Origin of the sequence: Cucumibacter marinus DSM 18995, from assembly GCF_000429865.1 — a bacterium.
Lineage (GTDB): Bacteria > Pseudomonadota > Alphaproteobacteria > Rhizobiales > Devosiaceae > Cucumibacter > Cucumibacter marinus.
The window spans coordinates 377,757-395,305 of sequence record NZ_KE386978.1 but is presented as its reverse complement, the minus strand read 5'-3'; the positions used below and the strand labels follow the sequence as shown (position 1 = coordinate 395,305).

The window sequence follows — 17,549 nt, the reverse complement described above, 5'->3', positions numbered from 1 at the left end:
ACGCCCGCTGCCGGCCTCGATCCGGCCCTGCCCGGCTCTAGAAAAGCTCGTCGGGAATCGGGCGTTTGGGCTTTTGCTCTGCTTCCGGCTCGGGATCGTCTTCGGATTTGGGCGGCTCTTGTGTCTCGGACTTCTCTTGAGACTCGGACGTGTCTTGTGAGTCGGGCGTGTCTTGGGACTCAGCTGTCTTTTCGGATTCGGATTGCTCTGTGGGCTCTCCCGCATCCGTGGAATTGGCGATGTCCTTGGCGCCGACCAGTTCTTCAGGTTCGTCTTCCCGCTCGTCCCTTTGTTCCGGTGTTGGCTCGGTGTCCGCCTCGTGCGCCTGCGCCGGTTCTTCCGTTACCGTTTCCGGAGCGGTCGCTTCTGTCTGTGCGGTCTCGGCGGCTTCCGCCGAAGGGCTGGCATGAATGCTGGGCGGTGCTTCAGCGGTTTCCGGCTCGGCAGGAGATTCCGCTTCAGCCTCGGGTTCTTGAGGTGTCTCAGGCTCTTGTGAGACTTCGGTCATTGCCGATGTCCCGCCCACCGTCTCCTGAGCCGGGGCCTCCGACTCGGGTGGTGCGGCCGGTTCGGCCGGCGCTTCATCTTCGGCCGCCACAGGCGCGGCCGGCTCCTCGGACGGTTCCGGTGTTTCAGATGCTGCCGGTGTTTCAGGCGACGCCGCGGGCGCTGTCGTCGAGACTGCGTCGGGCACATCCTTTTGCACATTGCGCAGCGCCGCCTTGGCCACCAGCGCCTCCAATTCGTCATGCGGCGTCATTTCCGGCGGCAGGGAGACGCGCTCCTCGGCGTCGCGGGTCTCATCGCTTGCGTCGGAGGCGGGCGGTTCGTCCGATGCGGCGGCAGGCTCCTGCGGGGGCTCGGGCTGCGCTGCCGGCTTGTTCCACTCGGCCTTTTCTTCATGCGCCGTGGTCTCGGGCGGCAAACTGGCCAGTTCCTCGGCTTCGTGCTCGCCCTGATCCGCGGGCGCAGATGCGGGAGCGCTGTCAACCGGCGCATCGACCGCCGATTCTTCAGCCTCCGATTCTTTAGCCTCCGATTCTTCGGTCGCCGGTTCTTCGATCGCTGGAACTTCGACCGCTGGATCTCGGACCGCTGGATCTTGCGCCGCCGGATCCTGCGCCAATTTGGCAGTCGGTGTCTCTTCCGTGTGCGTTTCGGGTGACGGCTTTTCCCCGGCATCGGCAGAAGGCGTGTGGTCTTCGCCCGGCTTGTCCCGGGTTTCCCCCTCCACCCTGGGTGCGCTATCGGCATCCGGCGATTCGCCCGCAATGGCGACCGAAGGCGCATCGGCGGCAGGTTCAGCAGCAGTCACCTCGATGGGGGCAGGCTCTTCGCTTGCCGTGACCCTGGTCTCTTCACCCTCGAAGACCGGTTCGGTGCGCGCGGCGTCGGCGGTTGTTTCAGACGACGCCGGTGCCTTGCCGGTTTCCACTTTGGCCGCTTCTTCCGGTCCCGGCTTCTCCGCTGCGGGCTGGGCCGGAATGGCAGTCCCGGGCGCAGCGGGCTTTTCGACCGGCGGTTTGTCAGGGTTCGGCGTGTCGGGCGGCGCGGTGTCAGCCGCCGCGGCTGCGGCTGCCGCCGATGTGGTTGTTGCCGATGCTTTGCCGAGGTTCCCGAAGCGGCGCTTGAGCGAGGGGCGGGTGCTGCCGGTGCCGGTATCACGCGGCTTGGCGGGCGGCGGCGTTTCGCTGCGCTTCGGCGCGGGCTTTGTCGGTTCCTCCACCGGCTTGCGGGTTTCGCGGCCATGGGCGCGGGCGATGACCTGTGCGGCGCGCCCGGCAATCGCCAGCGCCGGCACGACCCCGGCACCCGAGGTGAGGAACGGCATGGCACTGGCATCGATAACCCGCAGCCCCTCGGTGCCGCGCACCCTCAATTGCGGATCGAGCACGGCGAGCGGATCGTGATCGGGGCCCATGCGGGCGGTGCCCGCCGGCATGCCGGTGAAGCGCAATTGCGCCCGGCAGTACTCGGCGATCTCGCTGTCCTCGTGCCAGTTCTCCGGTCCGAGCGCGAAATCGGGCTCGACAAGGCTCGCCAGCGGGTCGGCGAGAAAGATCTCGCGGGCCCGCTTGAGCCCGGCAATCAGCAATTTGGCGTCGGTCTCGTTCCCCAGCGCATCGTAAGTAATGCGCGCCGGACGGGCGGGATCGGAATGCGACAGCTGAACCCGCCCCCGGGCCCGGGGGCGCAACAGCGAGACCATGAGGCTCATCGCCCCGTCGCGCGCCACGCCGCTGCCTGCAAGCGCCCGGTGCAGGAACGGTGCAAACCGCATTTCCATGCCCGGGCGTTCATTGCCGAGCGGATCGAAGAACACCGCCGCCTCGTCGCCGGCGACCGAAAGCGGGCCGCCCCCGAACCAGCGATAATTGAGCCGGTCGCGCCAGGATTTGGCCGCCTTGACCGGATCGACATGGGGCACCCCGTCGAGCGCGCGGGTCACGAGCGGGATCATCGGGTGGATCTGAAGATTGTCGCCCACCCCCTTGAGCTCGACGCGCGGGGCCACCCCGATCTGCTTGAGTTCGTCTCCCGGTCCGATGCCGGACAACAGCATCAGCTTGGCATTGGCAATGGCACCGGCAGCAAGCAGCACTTCGCGCTCGGCCACGATCTCGCGGGACCGGCCCTTGCCCTTTTTTCGGTATTCGACCCCGGTGACACGGTTGCCCTCAAAGGTCAGGCCGGTGACCACCGCATCGGTGACGATGTGGACCGGGCCTTTCTTGTCGGCGAGCCCGGCAACCATTTCGACCGGGTCGAAGCGTTCGGGCCTATCGGCGCTCTTGGCGCGCATTTGCGGCACCAGCCCCGAGCCCATCTGGATTTCGCCGTTGAAATCGGGATTGACCCCGTGCCCGCGCGACTGTGCTGCCAGCAGGAATTCGCGGGTGCCCGGATAGAGATAGCCGGGCAGATCGACCGCGATCGGCCCCTTGGCGCCATGATAGGAATTGGCCAGCACCCTGTTGGTTTCGACAGATTTGAGATGCGGCAGCAGGTCGATATAGGACCATTCCCGTCCGGTGCCGATATAATGGGACCAGGAGAAATAGTCCTGGCGCTGTCCGACCAGGTAATCCTGGCCCGACTGGCTGAGCCCGCCACCAAGCCCTGACGCGGTATGGACGCCGAATGGCGCGGTGTCCTCGCCTTCCGCCGAAAGGTGTACCGGCAGGCCGGGCGCGCTTTCACCTGCCGCTGCCTGCCAGGCGCCGGGCGCCACGCCCGGTTTGTGCGGATTGGCGGAGCCGGCCTCGACAAGGGTGACGGTGAAGCCGAAATCATCCGCGAGGCAACGGGCCGCATAAAGCCCGGCAACGCCGCCTCCGACAATCACGATGTCGCTTCCCGGCTTGCGTTTTGCCACGCCAACTATCCTCACCGCTTGGCGTTACGGCCCGCAACGCGCACTCACATGCATACTATGCACTTCCCTGCGCGAGTCATATGGAGGATCGGTGGCCTTGGCAATATCGCGAACCCGTATGCTAATGGTCGAAACGCCTCAGGCCGCGCGGATCCGCCGGCGGCGTCCGCCGACATAAAGAGCAGCGCCGACAAGGGCCGCACCGGCGGCGAACACCAGGATCCCGGTGCCGGAGGTGAACACGATCTCGTTCATCACCCGGCCCGGCAACAGGCTGAGCCCGCCCGCGACCCCGATGCCGCCGGCATAAAGCCCGACCATGGTGCCGCGATGCGCCTGCAGATCACCGCGGCGCGCCTGGATCACGCCCAGCACCACCGCGATCAGCGTCCACACCGAGATGAGGTGAATGGGGCTGAACGGACCGACCATTCTGATGCCGGAAATCCAGAACGAGCTCAGCGCGGCGATCAGCATGGCAATCCCGAAGGCGCGGCCCATCAGCTTGTGATGACGGCCACCCTTGCGGCGGAACAGGACGAGCGCGCCCAGCGCCATGGCGGCGACAGCGGAGGCGACATGGATCTGGACGGCGGGTGAAGCGGTCATCAGCGGTGCAAGGTTCATCATGGTCTCCCGTTTGTCTCGGGACCGGCAGGCGGCCCGTGCAATTGACTGTGGGAGCGAGCTCGCGCAAAAAGGCGGGCAACCGCAAACCGCCATTCGCGGACTGAGGACCGGCTACGTGGGCGACAACGCATTGCAACTGACGCTTCGCGAAATGCGCAGCTCCATGACCCAGCCGGCCTTTGCGGGCATCTTCGTGCTTGTGGCGCTGATCCTCGGGCTATCGGGGCCGTTCGGCACGTTCGACTACCTCCCGATCGGCCCGCGCCTTGTCTATTGGGTTGTTCTTCTCGCCACCGCCTATGTCACCGGGCACTTTTTCGGGGCCTTTACGCTCCGCCTCGTCGAACACCGGTTCAAATCCATGATGCTGGGCGTGGTTGTGGGCGGCGTCGCCGCCGGCCTGCCGGTCTCTTTCGTCGTCTGGGCGATCAACGCCATGACCTTCGGGGTTCTTTATGCAGACCCCGCCGCGCTGCTGCTTAACACGGTCTATTGCGTCATCATTTCGATCGCGGTGGTGGCGGGCTTTGCCATGGTCGAATCCCGCGCCGGCACCGTGGCGGAAGCCGGTGAGGCGGGTGCGGTGGCCGAGGCGCCACCACGGCCGAAGCTGCTCGACCGGCTGGCGGTGCAGGACCGCGGAGCATTACTGAGCCTGTCGGTCTCCGACCACTATGTCGAAGTCGTCACCGACAAGGGCAAGACGCTGTTGCTGATGCGGCTCGGCGATGCCATCGACGAGGCCGCGCCCATTCCCGGCATCCAGCTGCATCGCTCGCACTGGGTGGCACTCGACGCGATCCGGAGCGCCCGCCGCCACAAGGGCGCGGCGGTTGTGGTGCTGACCGATGGTCGCGAATTGCCGATCAGCCGCGGCCGGCTCGAGGCGGCGCGTGAGGCAGGGATTCTGACCTGAACTCTAAGCCCTGGTGGCGCGGGCCCGGTCGGCGGCGCGCTTGCGCTTGGCGGCGGCCTTGTTCTTTTCAGCGGCGGTTCTGGCGTCATCCCCGATATGCGCCTGGCCGCGCGCACGGGCGATCTCGATCTGGCGCTGGCGTTCCCGGGCGCGGCGACGGGCCCTCTCGCCCTTCTCCCCGACACAGTGAACGCATTGCACGCCTTCGACATGGTCGGGATGGGCGCGGTCCTGTTCGGTCAGCGGCATGCGGCAGGCGCGGCACAGCTGATGTTCGCCGGGCTTGAGCCCATGGGTGACCGAGACCCGCTCGTCGAACACGAAACAGGCTCCGTCCCACAGGCTTTCATTTTCGGGCACCTGTTCGAGATAGGCGAGAATGCCGCCCTTGAGGTGATAGACCGTCTCGAATCCCTTATGCCTCAGATAGGCCGAGGCCTTCTCGCAGCGGATGCCGCCGGTGCAATACATCGCCACCGCCTTGTTCGAGCGCGGGTCGAGCTCGTCTTCGACATATTGCTTGAACTCGGTGAAGCTTTTGGTTCCGGGGTCAAGGGCATTGGCGAAGCTGCCGATCGCCACCTCGTAATCATTGCGTGTGTCGATCACGACGACATCGTCCCGGCTGATCACAGCGTTCCAGTCTTTCGGTGCCACATAGGTGCCCGCAAGCGTGTTGGGATCGGCTTCGGGTGCCCTGAGGGTCACGATCTCGGCTTTGAGCCGCACCTTGAGCCGGGGAAAGGGCATGGTCTCGGCGTGGGAATATTTGACCTCGGCGCCTTCGAACCGCCCGGCCCAGGCCGGGTCCGTCTCGAGATGAGTGATCAGTCTTCTGATGCCCGTGTCGGGCCCCGCGACCGTGCCGTTGATCCCTTCGGGCGCCAGCAGGAGCGTGCCGCGAATGCCTTCGGCTTCGCACAGGGCCAGCAGGGGTGCGCGCAGCGCCTCGCTGTCCGGCAAGGGACAGAACTTGTAGAGCGCAACGATGGTGACGGGGCATTGTGCGGGCATCGGAATGGCGGCCTTGCTGGGTGTTGTGCCGCTCATATCACTCCTCGATTGCCCGCGCCAAGACACCCCTTGCCGCAGGCCTGGGTGCGGAAGGGCGGAGGCATAGGGCAGAATTGGTCTGCTTGATGCGGCTCTGGCCCTGTGCCAGAGTTTACCGGTTCTTTCTCGGAGATGCCCCAATGACTTACCGCGCCGCTGCGTCGCGTTACGATGCCATGCAATACCGTTATTCAGGCCGTTCGGGCCTCAAGCTCCCTGTCGTCTCGCTTGGGCTGTGGCAGAATTTCGGCGGCAATCGCGATTATCCCTCCGCCTTCGAAATCCTCGGCTACGCGTTCGACCAGGGCATCACCCATTTCGATCTCGCCAACAATTACGGCCCGCCTCCCGGCTCTTCCGAAGAGTTGTTCGGCCAGGTGCTGGCGCGCGATTTCAAGCCCTATCGCGATGAGATGATTATTTCATCCAAGGCCGGTTACGAGATGTGGGAGGGGCCCTATGGCGAATTCGGCTCGCGCAAATATCTGATCGCCAGCTGCGACCAGAGCCTCAAGCGCATGGGGCTCGACTATGTCGATATCTTCTATTCCCACCGCTATGACCCCGAAACCCCGCTCGAGGAAACCATGGGGGCGCTGGCGAGTCTCGTGCATCAGGGCAAGGCGCTTTATGTCGGGATTTCGAGCTATCCGGAGGCCGAAACCCGCAAGGCCCACCAGATCCTCAAGGACATGGGCGTGCCGCTCACCATCCATCAGCCGTCCTATTCGATCCTCAATCGCTGGATCGAGGACGACAAGACCATCGATGCCTGTGGCGAGCTGGGTATCGGCATGATCGCCTTCTCCCCGCTGGCCCAGGGGGTGTTGAGCGGCAAATATAATCGTGGCGCCAAGTCCGGCACCCGCGCCGAGGAGGCCAATTCGTCCCTGCGCCAGAGCCATATCGAACCCAATGTGCTCGAGGCGGTCGAAAACCTCGGCGCCATCGCCGAACGGCGCGGCCAGTCCATGGTGCAGCTGGCCCTGTCCTGGGTGCTGCGGCGCTCCGAAATGACCTCGGCGCTTATCGGCGTGCGCACGCTCGAGCAACTCAAGGACAATCTCGGCGTGCTCGACAATCTGACATTGAGCGACGAGGAAATCGCCGAGATCGATGCTGCGACCATCAATGGGCTGATGGAACTGCATCCCCGCCCGCAGGGCTGGCTGCGCTAACCGGTCTCGATTCTGGGGGCGGGCCGGACCGGCTCGTCCCTGAGCCCGAACAGGATGATCATCGCCATCGTCACATAAAGCACTTTTGGTGCCTCGAACTGGAACATGGAGTCGGTCATACCGGCAGCGCCGATAATGGCAACGAGGCTGACCATGGCGTAGCTGCGTTGGAAGAATTGACTGTCGCGGGGTGACTGCCAGACCGCGATCAGCGGCGCCAGCATGACAACCGCATATCCGAGCAATCCGATCAGCCCCAGCCCGACCGCGAAGTTGAGCGGGTCGTTATGCAGATGCATGAAGCCCGCACCGTCATTCTCCTGACGCGCGAACTCCGCCATCATCGGCTCGGCGGCGGAAAACTTGGCGTTCCAGCCATGGCCATAGACCGGGGACTGGGCGAACGCGCCTGCACCGGCCTTGAGGAACTCGAGCCGGTGGTTGGCGGAACGGTCCTCTGTCGCGCCTTCGGTCAATCCGGTCGTGATCAGCGAAGGGATGGCCGTGAACCGGTCAAGATCCAGCCGCGGGACGGCAATCAGGGCTGCGCCGACAATCGCCACTGCCGCAATACCGAGTACCGGCCAGCGCCCGGGATGGCGGCGCAGCGCAATGGCCGAGAAGCCGGCAAAGACGACAAGCCCTGCGGCATAGGCGAGGGCCGCGCCGCGCGTGCCGGATAGCACCACGGTCACAACGGCTATGGCTGGCCCGGCAAGGAACAAGAAACGCCAGACGGGGCGGAAGGCGAAGACGCCCGTGGCCGCGAGGAAGCCGAACAGGACGGCGAAATCCCCGAGCCATATCGGATTGTCGTCAAAGCCGCTGGAACGGCGCGCACCCTCGATCAGGGCTTGCTCCAAGCCAACCGCAAACCCGGCCAGGACCGCCAGCAGGCTGAGAATGCTGAGCCATCGCGATGCATTGGCGTGCCCAGCCTGAACGATCGCCATGGCGGCAAGCGGCGCCAGGGCAAAGGGCAGGAAATTGACGAGCGCGGAAAGCGCTTCAACGTCTCCTGCAACGACGGCCCTCAGCCCCGAGGCGAGCCCGACCAGCCCGAAAGCGAGGATGAATCCCTTGACCGCGATATTACCCCAGGCAGCGCGCCAGGGCGCCAGGCCCGGCACAACCAGCGGAGCCAGCAGCGCCATCAGCATCAGCACATAGGCGCTCATCGTGTTGAACAGCGCCAGGCTCAGCGTTGCGACCGGAAGGAACAGCCAGCCGAAGATGGCTCGATGACTCACAAATACCCCTTTGGTGCGGGCCGGAACGGCTACAGGCAGGTGAGGGTTAGCCTGCACGACAAGCGGGTGCAAGTCCGCTCAAATCCTATGGGCTGGAACCGGGCCGTCGCCATTGCCGCCGGCGGTCAATGTGATAAGGAACGGCCTCCGGGCTGAGAGGGCAGTATGAGCGGCAAGCCGATCCACATCGTTCTGGCATTTGACGGACATTTCTGGGCGCCAGCCTATGCATTGATGCGCTCGATCTGTCTGTCCACCAAGAGGCGGGGAGACCTCAATTTCCACCTGTTCCACCAGACGCTCAACGATGTGCAGCGCGCCGATCTCGACAAGATCCCCCCCGAGTTCGGCGCCGCCCTGCACTATTATGATCTCGACACAAACGCGGTCTTTCTCGAGCGCTTCGGCAATGCCAGCGCCCATCAGCGCTGGCCGCTGATCGTCTATGGCCGGCTGATGATCGATGAGATCCTGCCGCCCGAAATCGATCGCGTGATCTATCTCGATTGCGACATGATGGTGCGCGCCCCCATCGAGCAGCTCTATGAGCTCGACCTCGAAGGTCATCCCATCGCAGCGGTCGCCGACCCCTGGTCGGTCTCGATCATCTCCGGGCGCGACATGGCCCACAAGACAAAGGCCGATCTGTTCGACCCCGCGGACCGCTATTTCAATTCCGGCATGCTGGTGATCGACCGCCAAGGCTGGCGCGAAGCCGAACCGATGAAGGTCTATGAGAAGCTGGTGGAGAACGGTGCCGCTGACCGGCTCTATTACGACCAGGATCTATTGAACCTGATCTTCATGGACAACTGGCTGGCGCTCGAGCCGATCTGGAACCTGCTCAATCCGCGCTCGACCTCCCACGTCCACAATGTCGCGATCCTGCATTACACCGGTGAGTTCCGGCCGTGGAACCTGGTCTCGGGCGTGGCCTTTGCCGGCATGTACCGGCACACCATGACCAACGAGCTCTTCTACCGCTACATGCGCTACCGGTGGAAAAAATGGTGGATCGACTTCTTCAAGAAGCGTCTCGGGATGAAATGAGCGGGAGCGAGGGGAACGATCTGCCGGTCATCTGCTCGTTCTGGCACGGGCCGCTGGGCTGGCTTGAAAGACTTTGCCTTTCAAGCTTCGCCGAACAGGGCCATAGGGTCGACCTCTATGCCTATGATCGCCCCGACGACCTGCCCGCCGGTATCAACTGGCGCGATGCCGGCGAGGTGACGGGACGCGACCGCATGTTCTTTTACAAGGACAATCGCAGCCCTGCGGTCTTCTCGGACCTTTTCCGGCTCGAACTGTTGAAACGCGGCGCCGGGCTGTGGGCCGATTGCGACATGCTCTGCATCCGCCCCTTTGCCGGTCTGAGTGATCATGTCTATGGCATCGCCGAGGACCCCGGCTGGCGCAATCTATGGCGGGCCGAGATCAACAACGCGGTGCTGGGCCTGCCCGCGGACAGCCCGGTGCTCGCCGCCATGCTGGCCCTGTTCGACAGCGATGCCATACCGCCCGGCGTCCCGTTCTGGCGGCGGGCAGAGATCGGGCTGCGCAAGGCCTTCGGCCAGAACGTACCGCTGCATCACATGCAGTTCGGGGTGACCGGACCGGCACCGCTCACTCATTTCCTGAGGCAACAGGGCCTGATCGGCAGGGCGCAACCCTGCGACGTCTTCTACCCCCTCGGATATGGCCGTGCGGCGGATCTGCTCGAACCGGGTACGGGGATTGAAGGGGTCGTGACTGAGAGAACCCTCGGCGTTCACATGTGGCGCAGCGCGCTGACCGGGCGCGGCTCGAGCGAATTGCGGGCCCCGGCGCCGGGCAGCTTCTTTGCTCAGGAGCTGGCCAAGCGCGGCCTCGACTGACCGGCAGCAAAAAGGCAGGGGCGTGCCCCTGCCTTTGTGATTCGACAATCGTGACCCGTATCAGCCGCGCAGCGCACCGCCGGTGGCTTTCTCGACTGCCGCGACAATCGAATTGCCCACGGCCTCGATCTCTGCATCGGTGAGGGTCTTGTCCTTGGGCTGCAGCGTCACCTCGATGGCGACCGATTTGCGGTCTTCGCCGAGCGAAGCGCCTTCGAACAGGTCGAAAACGGTCACATCGGTGATCAGCCCCTTGTCGGCCCCGCGTGCCGACTTGACGATCTTCGCCGCCTCGACCGAGCGGTCGACGACGAAGGCGAAATCGCGCTTCACCGCCATCAGATCGGACACGTCGAGCGCCGGCTTGGCCTTGGTCGGCTTGACCTTGGGCTCGGGGATGGCGTCGAGATCGATCTCGAAGGCGGCAACCGGCCCAGCAATGTCCATTTCGGCAAGCAGCCTGGGGTGCACCTCGCCGAACCAGGCGATGATGCGCTTGGGGCCAAGCTGGAAACGTCCGCCCCGTCCCGGATGCGACCAGGTGGCGGGTTCGGCGACCACCTGCACGGTGGAGGTGTCGAAGCCCAGCGCCTCGAGTACCGCGGCCGCATCGGCCTTGGCCTCGAACACATCGACCTTTTCCGCCTTGTGGCGCCAGTGCCGGCCGGTGGCGCCAAAGCGCGCCGTGCCGGTGCGCAGGCCCGTGGCATGATTGTGCTGGCCTTCGGGGGTGTCGTTTTCGAACACCTGACCGACCTCGAACAGCCCCAACTCGCCAAAGCCGCGATGAGAATTGCGCCGCGCTGCGCTGATCAACCCCGGCAGGAGGGAGGGGCGCATATCGGTCAGTTCGGAGGCGATGGGGTTGGCAAGCTGCAGATCCTGGCCGCCGCCACCAAACGCGACCGCATGCTCATGCTCGATGAACGACCAGGTGACCGCTTCGTCGAGCCCGCGCGCCGCCAGCGCCCGCCGGGCGATGCGCCGCCGGTTCTGGATGACAGTCAGCATTTTCGGGGCGACCGAAGAGAGGCGCGGCAGCGGATCGACCGGCACGCGGTCGACCCCGGCCATGCGCATGACCTCTTCAACCAGATCGGCCTTCTGCTCGACATCGGCACGCCAGGACGGCACCGCCACCTTGACCACATCGCCACTGCCCGTGACCCAGAAGCCGAGCCTTGTGAGGAACGCCTTGATCTCGGGGAATTTGATATCGAGCCCGGTCAGCCGCTTGATTTCGGAAAGCGGGAAATCGATGATTGTCTCGGGCGCTTCCGCCTTGCCCGCGATGAAGGGCTTCGCCGCTTCGCCGCCGCAGAAATCGAGCACGAGCTGGGTGGCCAGTTCAAGGCCCGGCTCGACAAAGGCCGGGTCGACATTGCGCTCGAGCCGGTAGCGCGCATCGGTGACGATGCCGGTCTTGCGCCCGGTCTGGGCGATCGACATCGGGTCCCAGAACGCGCATTCGATCAACACATTGGTGGTTTCTTCGGTGCAGCCGGTGTCCTCACCGCCAAGCACGCCGCCAAGGCCCAATACGCCATTATCATCCGCGACCACACACATGGTCTCGTCGAGGGTGTGGGTCTTGCCGTCAAGGCCGAGGAAGCTCTCGCCGTTTTCGGCCATGCGCACATGCATCTGGCCCTTGAGCTTGTCGGCGTCATAAACGTGGAGCGGCCGGCCCCGGTCCAGGGAGACATAGTTGGTGATATCGACAAGCGCATTGATCGGCCGCAGCCCGACGGCGATCAGGCGCTGCTGCAGCCAATCGGGCGAGGGGCCGTTCTTGATGTTCTTGACCAGCCGGCCCGCGAACATCAGACAGGCCGGATTGTCCGATCCGGGGAAGCGCAGTTCGATCGAGGGGGTTTCGGCCGAAGAAGAAGGGACCGGTTTGACCGACCCGTCCTTGAGTTCGCCGATGCCGGCGGCGGCCAGATCGCGGGCGATGCCATAGACGCCGGTGCAATCGCCCCGGTTCGGGGTGATCGCGATATCGATCACCACGCCGTCGATCCCGGCATAGTCGGTATAGGGCACGCCGACCGGCGCGTCCTCGGGCAGTTCGATGATCCCGTCATGATCTTCGGAGAGCAGCAATTCGCGCTCCGAACACAGCATGCCATTGCTCGCCTCGCCGCGGATGACGCCTTTTTGCAGGGTGAAATCGGAGCCCGGAATATAGCTGCCCGGCGCCGCGAACACGCCCTTCATGCCGGTGCGTGCATTGGGCGCGCCACAAACGACCTGTACCGGCTCGCCAGAGCCGGTATCGACCTTGCACAGCTTCAGCTTGTCGGCATTGGGGTGCTTTTCCGCCGAGATCACATAGGCGGTGACAAACGGGGCGAGCGCCTTGGCCTGGTCTTCAACCTCCTCGACCTCGAGCCCGACCATGGTCAGGGTGTCGATGATCTCGGCATTGCTTGCCTCGGTGTCGAGGTGGTCCTTGAGCCAATCGATGGTGAATTTCATCTCGCCAGCCTATGCGGTTTGAATGGCGCCTCGGGCGCCGGTGGACAGTTTGAGAAGGCGGCCGAGCACGGCGGCGTAGCCACGCGCATCCTCGATTGCCTTATGGGAATGATCGTGCCCGCCATACCAGCTTGTCTCGAAGCTGGCGCGGGTCTTGGTGACATGCTCGGGGCCCATCAGCGCGGCGGCAAAGCTCGCCATATCGAGTCCGGCCCCATCGAATAGCGGCGTGGTATGCTCGTCGCCCCAAAAGGTGCGGCAGCCCGTGAACCGGTCTAGATAGTGGTCGACAAATCCGCCATCAAAGGCCAGAGGCCGGGCCGCGAAAAGCCGTGGGCGCGGCAAGCCTTCGACCCAGCGGCGATAGCGCGCCATCACATTGTCAGCCGGTTCGGCACCTGTTGTCGCGGCCGCATGCGCTTCCGGTTGGCGGGTCCAGAATTCATCTGTCACCTGATCGGTGGTCCGGTCTGTCAACGGGCTGAGATTAGCCTCGAATTCGCTGAGCGTGTTGCCGTCCTGATCGATGGCGACCGAGGCAAGGCTGAGCATGGAGTGCCGGATCGGGCTCAACCCGTTGGTCTCGATATCGGTGACGACATAGGTCACGATCTCGCTCATGCCGGGCCTCCTGTGGCCGGTGCCGCTTCCGGAATACCGGGCAGCTCGCCCGCGATCTTGAACAGGTTGACGAGCACCTGGGCGAAGCCCCGCGCATCGTCGATGGCATGATGGGTGTGGGGGATGTCCCCATAGCACCATGTGGGCAGGCGCTGCATGCCCCAGTTGAGATAAGGCGCGCCGCGCAGCGTACCCGCCATGGTGTAAAGGCAGATGCCGCCGCCGCGGAACAATTGCCGCCCGGCAAAGGGGCCGCCCAGCGCCCGCGCCTCGGCGAAACGGTCGAGATAGTGATCCATCCACGGCCCGTCGAACATGATCGGCGCGGCGCAAAAGACCTTCTCGCCGGGCAAGGCTTCAACCCAGTCCGCATACTCCGCCATCACGGTCTCGGCGGGCTCGGGATCGGTCGTCGCGGCGGCATAGGCCTCGGGAAAGCCCTTCCACCACTCCATGGTGCGCGGATCGGGTTCGCGGCCGTCGAGCGGGGCCAGCACGGCCTCGAACTCGCCGCGTTCCGAGCCATCCCGCGCCACTGCGACACTGGCAAAACTCAGCATCGAATTGCGCAAGGGCGAATGCCCATCGGTCTCGATATCGGTCACGACATAGGTCACGTCTTCGGGCGTGACGACGTTTTGGGCGAAATCTTGCTCAGTCAACTGGACACCCCCTTCCCGTGCCTACGCTGCCGGGACCGCTCGTCCCGGCTTGCGCTTGGCCCAAGCGCTAGGCACTCCCCCGCAAGGGGGGAGGTGACATCGGGGCAGGCGCAGCCGGCGATAACTGGATCAATCCTCATCCTGAGTCCCTCATGGTGAGCTTGTCGAACCACGAGGGACGGGGAATGAGCTGAGCGGCTGTGGCCGCTCTCGCCCTTCGACAAGCTCAGGGTGAGGGCGGAAAGGGTGCTCAGGGTGAGGGCGGGGCAGGCGCCTGCGGTGAGGGCAGTGGGGGCCATGAGGGTTGCGGTGGCGCGTGCGATCATTCCACCACCTCCTGCCCGTCGAAGAACTGACGCCCTTCAGTGTCGATGCAGGTGCCGGTTTCAAGCCATTGGTGTTGGCGGGTGCGCAGGAACGCCATGGGCATCGACTTGAGATCGATGCGCAGCATTTCGGCCAGCTCGGTCGTCACCCCGACCCAGTCGGCGCCATAGCCGGCGCCGTCGGTCAGGATCTCGAACGTCCCGCCATCCGTCGTGCCGGCGCGGCCATGAATGACCCGCTCGGTCCACTCGCCGGTTTCGATGTCGACCCAGAATTCGAACACATTGCCCTCGCCCGGCAGACCGGGCGGGAACGGGCCGAGGTCTTTTTCAAGCGCCGACAGGCTACGCGTCAGCGGCAGCGCGGGCGGTGGCGTGAAGTCCTCGTCATTCGGACCGGGGCGCACCCAGCCGTCACCATAGGTCCGGGCATCAAAGGTCAGGCAATAGAGTTCCGTCGCGCCGGCCACAGAGGGGCCGGCAACGCTCAAAAGGACAGCAAGGGGCAAGGCCCCGAGGGATGCGGCCCTAAGCGTCATCGCGGGGGAACACCTCCACCAGTTTGAAACGCTCGCAAACGAGTTCCATGTCCGGGCTGTGCCCGCCATTGCGCCCGAAAAAACCTTCATGGAAACGGCGCCAGTCCGCTGCGCTGCCTTCACCTTCGGCGACGGCGAAATCCTCATCGACCTCGTCGAATCGGCGAATGGTGACCGAGACATTCTCGATCACGCAGGCCGGGCGGCCACGGCCGTCGAGCACCACATCCTGCCGGCCGGGATAGGGCATGGGCTCAAGACCCTCGCCCTCGCCATAATCGCGCAGCGCGCCGCAGGTCGCGGTCTTCTTGCCCGACAGGATCAGCGCCAGAAGCTGATCCGCCAGCTCCGGGCTGTCGCCGAAGGGATAAGCGGGCGCATTCTTGTATTTTTCCGGCAGGGTCATCGATACCTCTCCTCAAGCTGAGTTCTCATGCTGCCCGGTATTCAAGTGGCCATCCGGCCAATGCTTTTTTTGGCCAAGTCCTCATGCGGCCAAGTCCTCATGCGGCCAAGTCCTCATCCGGCCAAGTCCTCATCCTGAGCTTGCCGAAAGACGAGGACCGGAGTGCGATTGGCTCCCCTCGTGGTCCGGCAAGCGCACCCTGAGGCCCGAGCCTTCAGCTCGTCAGCCCGCCAAACAGCGTCGGCATCTCGAAGGGCTTGAAGCCGTAATGGTCGAGCCAGCGCTTGTCGCCGTCGAAAAAGGCCCTGAGGTCCGGCATGCCATATTTCAGCATGGCCAGCCGGTCGATCCCCATGCCCCAGGCAAAGCCCTGATAGACATCGGGGTCGAGCTTGCAGTTGCGGATGACATTGGGATGGACCATGCCGCAGCCCAGGATCTCCATCCAGTCTTCGCCTTCCCCGATCTTCACATCCTTGCCCGACCGGTCGCATTGAACATCGACTTCCATCGAGGGTTCGGTGAAGGGGAAGAAGCTCGGGCGGAACCGGGTCGTCACGTTCTCGACCTCGAAAAACGCCTTGAGGAACTCTTCAAGCACCCAGCGCAGCTGACCGATATGGCTCGACTTGTCGATCACCAGCCCTTCGAGCTGGTGGAACATCGGGGTGTGTGTCTGATCGCTGTCATGCCGGTAGGTGCGGCCCGGGATCACGACGCGGATCGGCGGCTCCTCACTCAGCATGGTACGGATCTGCACCGGCGAGGTGTGGGTGCGCAGCACCTTGCGCTCGCCATTCTCGTCTTCCTTCATGAAGAAGGTGTCGTGCATTTCGCGCGCCGGATGCCCCTCGGGGAAATTGAGCGCGGTGAAGTTGAGATAGTCGGTCTCGATATCCGGACCTTCGGCGATGGCAAAGCCCATATCCGAAAAGATCGCGGTGATCTCGTCGAGAACCTGGGAGATCGGGTGCACCCGGCCCGCCGCGCTCGGCGCCGGCGACAGCGGCAGGGTGACATCCACCTTTTCGCGGGCGAGCTTTTCTTCGAGCGCCTTGTCCCGCAACTCGGCGGCCTTTTCTTCGATCAGGCCGGCGATCTCGTTTTTGAGACCGTTGATCGCGGGGCCGGCGGTCTTGCGCTCCTCGGGGGTCATCTTGCCCAGCGTTGCCAGCTGTGCCGAGATCGAGCCCTTCTTGCCCAGCGCGCCCACGCGCACCGCATCGAGGCTCTCCAGCGTTTCCGCGCTGGCAATGTCGGCGGAGATCTGCGCACGCAACGCGTCAAGGTCGGCGGTATTGGCCATAACAAATCCAGTAATCATTGTGTCGAATGGGCGGCGTCGGGTGCCTGTTCTAACGTCCCGGCTTGAAAGCACAAGCGATTGCGCGAACGAAAAAACGAAAGCACAAACGAAACAAGCCCCGCGCCCGTCAGGCATGGCGGGCGCAAGGCTTGAGAATTCGGCCTCAGAAAGGCGAGGGTGGGATGGTTAGGCGGAAACCCGGGCGTGGGTCGTCGCTTCGACATCCTTGAGGTAGCCCAGGGCAGCCTTGGCACTGTCGACCAGCGCCTTGAAAGCCTCGGGTTCATGCACCGCCAGATCGGCAAGCACCTTGCGGTCGACGGCAACCTCAGCCTTGCTGAGGCCGTCGATAAATCGGCCATAGGTGAGCCCGTGCTCGCGGACAGCGGCGTTGATGCGCTGCACCCAGAGCGCACGGAAATTGCGCTTGCGGGCCTTGCGGTCGCGATAGGCGTATTGCCCGGCCTTTTCGACGGCCTGGCGGGCGGTGCGGATGGTGCTCTTGCGGCGGCCGTAATAGCCCTTGGCAGCCTTGAGAACCTTTTTGTGGCGGGCGTGTGAGGTTACGCCGCGTTTCACTCGGGACATGTCAATCTCTCCTTGAAGCTGCGTTTAGCGCGAATACGGCATGTAGGCGCGCTTGACGATTCTCGCGTCAGGTTCGGACATGACATCGGTGCCACGGTTCTGGCGGATGTACTTGGCATTGTGCGAGATCAGGCGGTGGCGCTTGCCGGCCACACCGGCCTTGACCTTGCCGCTCGCGGTAATCTTGAAGCGCTTCTTGGCGCCCGATTTGGTCTTCAGCTTCGGCATTTTGCTTTCCTTTTTCGCCACTCTCCAAAAGGAGGCAGCGTTTTTCTTGGTCGCATTCAAAGGCCAACTCGGCATGCCTTTCGGCCGGCTGGCCCGGTGGAGCGGGCATTATAGG

The 17,549-nt window shown here is 64.2% G+C and carries 16 protein-coding genes; 4 read left to right on the top strand and 12 right to left on the bottom strand.

Features of this window, described 5'->3' with window-relative positions; genetic code table 11:
* Window positions 1-37 precede the first annotated feature (37 nt).
* A complete protein-coding gene (locus G489_RS0115320; protein ID WP_029042260.1) occupies window positions 38-3,376 on the bottom strand; it encodes a GMC family oxidoreductase in 3,339 nt (1,112 codons plus the stop codon).
* Window positions 3,377-3,514: 138 nt separating this feature from the next.
* Window positions 3,515-4,003, bottom strand: a complete 489-nt coding sequence (locus G489_RS0115315; RefSeq protein WP_029042259.1) for a DUF2306 domain-containing protein — start codon at window positions 4,001-4,003, stop codon at window positions 3,515-3,517.
* Window positions 4,004-4,121: 118 nt separating this feature from the next.
* Here G489_RS0115315 and G489_RS0115310 point away from each other — a divergent pair, with 118 nt between their 5' ends.
* Window positions 4,122-4,922 (top strand): LytTR family DNA-binding domain-containing protein, encoded by an 801-nt coding sequence (locus tag G489_RS0115310; RefSeq protein WP_029042258.1) that lies wholly within the window; start codon window positions 4,122-4,124, stop codon window positions 4,920-4,922.
* A gap of 3 nt (window positions 4,923-4,925) precedes the next feature.
* Here the strand turns inward: G489_RS0115310 and trhO are convergent, their stop codons facing one another.
* Complete coding sequence (trhO, locus tag G489_RS20950) at window positions 4,926-5,972, bottom strand: oxygen-dependent tRNA uridine(34) hydroxylase TrhO (protein ID WP_245578929.1); 1,047 nt, start codon at window positions 5,970-5,972, stop codon at window positions 4,926-4,928.
* Between the two features lie 143 nt (window positions 5,973-6,115).
* On the opposite strand from trhO, the gene G489_RS0115300 reads away from it, so the two are divergent.
* Complete coding sequence (locus G489_RS0115300) at window positions 6,116-7,153, top strand: aldo/keto reductase (protein ID WP_029042257.1); 1,038 nt, start codon at window positions 6,116-6,118, stop codon at window positions 7,151-7,153.
* Here G489_RS0115300 and G489_RS0115295 read toward each other — a convergent pair.
* A complete protein-coding gene (locus G489_RS0115295; RefSeq protein ID WP_029042256.1) occupies window positions 7,150-8,403 on the bottom strand; it encodes an O-antigen ligase family protein in 1,254 nt (417 codons plus the stop codon). The genes G489_RS0115300 and G489_RS0115295 overlap by 4 nt on opposite strands.
* 165 nt (window positions 8,404-8,568) lie before the next feature.
* Between G489_RS0115295 and G489_RS0115290 the strand changes: the two genes are divergently transcribed.
* Both G489_RS0115290 and G489_RS0115285 read left to right on the top strand, forming a co-directional pair.
* Window positions 8,569-9,453, top strand: coding sequence for a glycosyltransferase family 8 protein (locus G489_RS0115290; protein WP_029042255.1), 885 nt, complete (start codon window positions 8,569-8,571; stop codon window positions 9,451-9,453).
* Window positions 9,450-10,277 (top strand): glycosyltransferase family 32 protein, encoded by an 828-nt coding sequence (locus G489_RS0115285; protein ID WP_029042254.1) that lies wholly within the window; start codon window positions 9,450-9,452, stop codon window positions 10,275-10,277. Before G489_RS0115290 ends, G489_RS0115285 begins: the two co-directional genes overlap by 4 nt.
* A gap of 60 nt (window positions 10,278-10,337) precedes the next feature.
* Here G489_RS0115285 and pheT read toward each other — a convergent pair whose 3' ends face one another.
* The 8 genes from pheT to rpmI all read right to left on the bottom strand — a co-directional run bounded on the left by pheT (window position 10,338) and on the right by rpmI (window position 17,434).
* On the bottom strand, window positions 10,338-12,758 hold the full coding sequence (gene pheT / locus G489_RS0115280; protein WP_029042253.1) for a phenylalanine--tRNA ligase subunit beta: 2,421 nt from the start codon (window positions 12,756-12,758) through the stop codon (window positions 10,338-10,340).
* 9 nt (window positions 12,759-12,767) lie between these two features.
* Window positions 12,768-13,379: an exonuclease domain-containing protein gene (locus G489_RS22015; protein ID WP_051332704.1), complete on the bottom strand. Its 612-nt coding sequence runs from the start codon at window positions 13,377-13,379 to the stop codon at window positions 12,768-12,770.
* On the bottom strand, window positions 13,376-14,041 hold the full coding sequence (locus G489_RS20940; protein ID WP_051332703.1) for a 3'-5' exoribonuclease domain-containing protein: 666 nt from the start codon (window positions 14,039-14,041) through the stop codon (window positions 13,376-13,378). Before G489_RS20940 ends, G489_RS22015 begins: the two co-directional genes overlap by 4 nt.
* Window positions 14,042-14,363: 322 nt before the next feature.
* Window positions 14,364-14,906, bottom strand: coding sequence for a hypothetical protein (locus G489_RS0115260; protein ID WP_035872865.1), 543 nt, complete (start codon window positions 14,904-14,906; stop codon window positions 14,364-14,366).
* On the bottom strand, window positions 14,896-15,312 hold the full coding sequence (locus tag G489_RS0115255; RefSeq protein ID WP_029042250.1) for an ASCH domain-containing protein: 417 nt from the start codon (window positions 15,310-15,312) through the stop codon (window positions 14,896-14,898). Before G489_RS0115255 ends, G489_RS0115260 begins: the two co-directional genes overlap by 11 nt.
* 214 nt (window positions 15,313-15,526) lie before the next feature.
* Complete coding sequence (gene pheS / locus G489_RS0115250) at window positions 15,527-16,618, bottom strand: phenylalanine--tRNA ligase subunit alpha (RefSeq protein ID WP_035872864.1); 1,092 nt, start codon at window positions 16,616-16,618, stop codon at window positions 15,527-15,529.
* A gap of 186 nt (window positions 16,619-16,804) precedes the next feature.
* On the bottom strand, window positions 16,805-17,206 hold the full coding sequence (gene rplT / locus G489_RS0115245) for a 50S ribosomal protein L20 (protein ID WP_029042248.1): 402 nt from the start codon (window positions 17,204-17,206) through the stop codon (window positions 16,805-16,807).
* Between the two features lie 24 nt (window positions 17,207-17,230).
* Window positions 17,231-17,434, bottom strand: coding sequence for a 50S ribosomal protein L35 (gene rpmI, locus G489_RS0115240; RefSeq protein ID WP_029042247.1), 204 nt, complete (start codon window positions 17,432-17,434; stop codon window positions 17,231-17,233).
* Window positions 17,435-17,549: the final 115 nt, after the last annotated feature.

What these genes read in the sequence shown, in the direction of transcription:
- pheT (WP_029042253.1), bottom strand. Translation starts at nt 12,758, where the DNA reads ATGAAATTCACCATCGATTGGCTCAAGGACCACCTCGACACCGAGGCA.
- G489_RS0115300 (WP_029042257.1), top strand. Translation starts at nt 6,116, where the DNA reads ATGACTTACCGCGCCGCTGCGTCGCGTTACGATGCCATGCAATACCGT.
- G489_RS0115315 (WP_029042259.1), bottom strand. Translation starts at nt 4,003, where the DNA reads ATGAACCTTGCACCGCTGATGACCGCTTCACCCGCCGTCCAGATCCAT.
- trhO (WP_245578929.1), bottom strand. Translation starts at nt 5,972, where the DNA reads ATGAGCGGCACAACACCCAGCAAGGCCGCCATTCCGATGCCCGCACAA.
- G489_RS0115260 (WP_035872865.1), bottom strand. Translation starts at nt 14,906, where the DNA reads ATGACGCTTAGGGCCGCATCCCTCGGGGCCTTGCCCCTTGCTGTCCTT.
- G489_RS0115285 (WP_029042254.1), top strand. Translation starts at nt 9,450, where the DNA reads ATGAGCGGGAGCGAGGGGAACGATCTGCCGGTCATCTGCTCGTTCTGG.
- rpmI (WP_029042247.1), bottom strand. Translation starts at nt 17,434, where the DNA reads ATGCCGAAGCTGAAGACCAAATCGGGCGCCAAGAAGCGCTTCAAGATT.
- G489_RS0115255 (WP_029042250.1), bottom strand. Translation starts at nt 15,312, where the DNA reads ATGACCCTGCCGGAAAAATACAAGAATGCGCCCGCTTATCCCTTCGGC.
- G489_RS22015 (WP_051332704.1), bottom strand. Translation starts at nt 13,379, where the DNA reads ATGAGCGAGATCGTGACCTATGTCGTCACCGATATCGAGACCAACGGG.
- rplT (WP_029042248.1), bottom strand. Translation starts at nt 17,206, where the DNA reads ATGTCCCGAGTGAAACGCGGCGTAACCTCACACGCCCGCCACAAAAAG.
- G489_RS0115290 (WP_029042255.1), top strand. Translation starts at nt 8,569, where the DNA reads ATGAGCGGCAAGCCGATCCACATCGTTCTGGCATTTGACGGACATTTC.
- pheS (WP_035872864.1), bottom strand. Translation starts at nt 16,618, where the DNA reads ATGGCCAATACCGCCGACCTTGACGCGTTGCGTGCGCAGATCTCCGCC.